Origin of the sequence: Cellulomonas biazotea (assembly GCF_004306155.1) — a bacterium.
Classification (GTDB): Bacteria; Actinomycetota; Actinomycetes; order Actinomycetales; family Cellulomonadaceae; genus Cellulomonas; species Cellulomonas biazotea.
On sequence record NZ_BIMR01000403.1, the window covers coordinates 1 to 3,233 of the forward strand.

Genomic DNA, 3,233 nt, shown 5'->3' on the forward strand with positions numbered 1-3,233 from the left:
GCAGCACCGACCGGCGGAGCTGCCCCTTGACGGCCCCGACGCAGCGCAGCAGCGCGAGGGTGCGGGCGCGCTGCGCGACGAGGACCTGGAACGTGTTCGCGATGACGAGCGACGCGACGAGCAGCGCGATCGCGGCGAAGCCGAGGACGACCATGAGCAGCACGTTGCCGTTGCCGGTGACCTGCTCGATGGACTCCTGGGCGGCCTCGCTCTTGGTCAGCACCTCCGCCTCGGGCAGGGCCGCGGCGAGCGCCGCCTGCGTCTTCGCGGACCCGTCGCTCACGACGAGGACGTCCGCCCCGACGGGTTCGTCGCCGAACCCGCCCCAGCGGGCGAGGTCGTCGGGAGTCGCGATGCCCGCACCGCCCCACATGGCCCAGGCGCCGGCCGGGTCGTCGACGATCCCGACGAGCGTCACCTGCTCCTCGGTGGCGACCCACTCGCCGTCCTGCTCGACGCTGAAGACGCTCGCGAGCTCGTCGCCGACCGACGCCTCGAGGCGGTCCGCGGTGGTCTGCGGCAGCGCGATCTCGCCGTCGGTGGTGGGCATCGTGCCCTCGGCGACGACGACCGACTCGAGCCGCGGGTCGTCGGGCTGGGGGAGCAGCACCTGGTACGTCGAGCGCCCGCCGTGGGTGAGCTCGGTGCCGGCGATGACCAGCGGTGCCGCGGCCTCGACGCCGGGTGTCGCGCGGATCGTGCCGAGGTCGTCGGTCGTGGCGTCGGAGACGACGAGGTCGGCCTGCGCGTAGGTCGCGGTCACCGAGTCGTAGCCGGTGCGCTGCATGACGTCGCCAGCGACGAGCGTCGCCGCGAGGAACGCGGTGCCGATGGCGATGGCGACGGCCGCGGCGGAGAGCCGGCCGACGCTCTTGCGCATCTGCGCGAGGGTGAGGCGCAGCATCAGGCCGTCACCGCCGGCTCGGACGTCGTCTCGAGGGTGCGCAGGGCGTCGAGGCCCGCGAGCACGGCGTCGGGGGTCGGGTCGGCGATGTCGCCGGCGATCCGACCGTCGGCGAGCAGCACGACGCGGTCCGCGTAGGCGGCGGCCGTCGGGTCGTGCGTGACCATGATGACCGTGCGCCCGAGCTCGCGGACGGAGCGGCGCAGGAAGCTCAGCACCTCGGCGCCGGACCGGGAGTCGAGGTTGCCGGTCGGCTCGTCGGCGAACACCACGTCCGGCTTGGCGATGAGGGCGCGCGCGATCGCGACGCGCTGCTGCTGCCCGCCGGACAGCTCGCTCGGCCGGTGCGTGAGGCGCTGCCGCAGGCCCAGGGTGTCGACGAGCGTGTCGAGCCACGCCGCGTCGGGGCGCGCCCCGGCGAGCTCGAGGGGCAGCAGGATGTTCGCCTCGGCGGTGAACATCGGCAGCAGGTTGAAGGACTGGAAGACGAACCCGACGCGGTCGCGGCGCAGCCGCGTGAGGGCGCCGTCGTCGAGCGTGCTCAGCCGGGTCGTGCCGAGCACGGCCTCACCCGAGGTGGCCTGGTCGAGGCCGGCGAGCAGGTGCATGAGCGTCGACTTGCCCGAGCCGGACGGGCCCATGATCGCGGTGAACGCACCGGCCGCGAAGTCGACGTCGACGCCGTCGAGCGCTCGGACCGCGGCGGCGCCCTGCCCGTAGACCTTCGTCAGCCCTCGCGCGCTCGAGGCGACGCCACCGGTGGGCGGCGGCGTCCCCGGCGTCGGTCCGGACGGTACGTACACGGTCGTGTCCACGGTGCTCCTCGGCGGGTGGCGTGGTGCCCGCGTCGGTCGACGCGGGCGCTCGATGTCACGTCCACGCTAGGTCGGGGCACCTGGCCGCCGCGTCGGGCCGCGGTCTGCTCCCGGACGCCCCGGGGTCCGACCTGGGACCGACGCCGCGGGTCCCGCGGTGCGACCCTCGGCGCACCGGACGTCATTCGCCGGGCCGCACCAGCCCGGTCTCGTAGGCGGTGACGACGGCCTGCACGCGGTCGCGGGCGCTGAGCTTGGCGAGGATCCGGCCGACGTGCGTCTTGACCGTGGCCTCGGCGACGTACAGGTCCTGGCCGATCTCGGTGTTGGACCGGCCCTTGGCCATGAGCACGAGGACCTCGCGCTCGCGGTCGGTGAGCTCGGCGACGGCCCGGCGCGCGGGCTCGCTGGGGGAGTCGGACGCCTCGGGCGGCAGCACCGTGACGAGGTGCTCGAGCAGGCGCCGGGTGCTCGACGGGGCGATGACGGCGTCGCCGCGGTGCACGGTCCGGATGGCGGCGAGCATCTCCTCCGGCGGGGCGTCCTTGAGCAGGAACCCGCTCGCGCCGGCGCGGATCGCGGCGAGCACGTACTCGTCGAGGTCGAACGTCGTCAGGACGATGATCCGCGGCGCGGGTGCGGCGTCGGTGCCCGCGGCGGTGATGTGGGCGGTCGCGGTGAGCCCGTCCATGGTGGGCATGCGGACGTCCATGAGGACGACGTCGACGCCGCCCGCGGCGGGCCCGAGCGCCTGGACCGCCTGCGCGCCGTCGCCGGCCTCGAGCACGACCTGCAGGTCGGGCTGCGAGTCGATGACCATGCGGAAGCCCGCGCGCACGAGCTGCTGGTCGTCGACGAGGGCGACCCGCACGGGAGTCGTGGTCGGCTCGGTCATCGGTCGTCCTGTCGCGTGGGTCCGGTCGGGTGGTCGGCCGGCGCGGGCCGGTCGGGCGTCGGCGGGGCGGGTCGCGCGCTCGTCGTGCCGCTGCCCGGTGAGGCGGGGCCGGTCGGCAGCACCGCCCGCACACGGTAGCCGCCGCCGGGGCGGGGTCCGGTGCTGACGGTCCCGCCGAACATCGCGGCACGCTCGCGCATCCCGAGCAGCCCGTGACCGAGCCCGTCGGAGTCGGCGGCGGCCCCGCGGCCGTCGTCGGAGATCTCGAGCATGAGGTCGTCGGGACGCCACGACAGCACGACGGTGACCCGGGGGTCGGGGCCGGCGTGCTTGAGGACGTTCGTCAGCGCCTCCTGTGCGATCCGGTACGCGGTGAGGCCGACGCCGGGCGGGAGGTGGCGGGCCGTGCCCATGCGCACGAGCGACACGCGCACGCCGCTGGCCCGCACCTGGTCGACGAGCCCGGGGACGTCCTCGACGGCGGGCTGGGGCGTGAAGACCGGTTCGGCGGCGGCCAGGGCGGGCACGGGCGGCGAGCCGGTCCCGGGAGCACGGCCCGCCTGGCCCGGGGCGGCCGGGTCCGCGACCACGGGCACGCCGCCTGTCGCGGGCGGGCCCG

The 3,233-nt window shown here is 75.7% G+C and carries 4 protein-coding genes; all 4 read right to left on the reverse strand.

Features of this window, described 5'->3' with window-relative positions:
• The coding region (locus tag CBZ_RS19345) for an ABC transporter permease (protein ID WP_130783077.1) at positions 1-904 on the reverse strand (904 nt) is incomplete at its 3' end.
• Positions 904-1,719, reverse strand: a complete 816-nt coding sequence (locus CBZ_RS19350; protein ID WP_373862207.1) for an ABC transporter ATP-binding protein — start codon at positions 1,717-1,719, stop codon at positions 904-906. The genes CBZ_RS19345 and CBZ_RS19350, both read right to left, overlap by 1 nt.
• A 181-nt stretch (positions 1,720-1,900) precedes the next feature.
• On the reverse strand, positions 1,901-2,614 hold the full coding sequence (locus CBZ_RS19355; RefSeq protein ID WP_130783078.1) for a response regulator: 714 nt from the start codon (positions 2,612-2,614) through the stop codon (positions 1,901-1,903).
• Positions 2,611-3,233: sensor histidine kinase (locus CBZ_RS19360; protein WP_246013556.1), on the reverse strand; the 623-nt coding region annotated here is incomplete at its 5' end. The genes CBZ_RS19360 and CBZ_RS19355, both read right to left, overlap by 4 nt.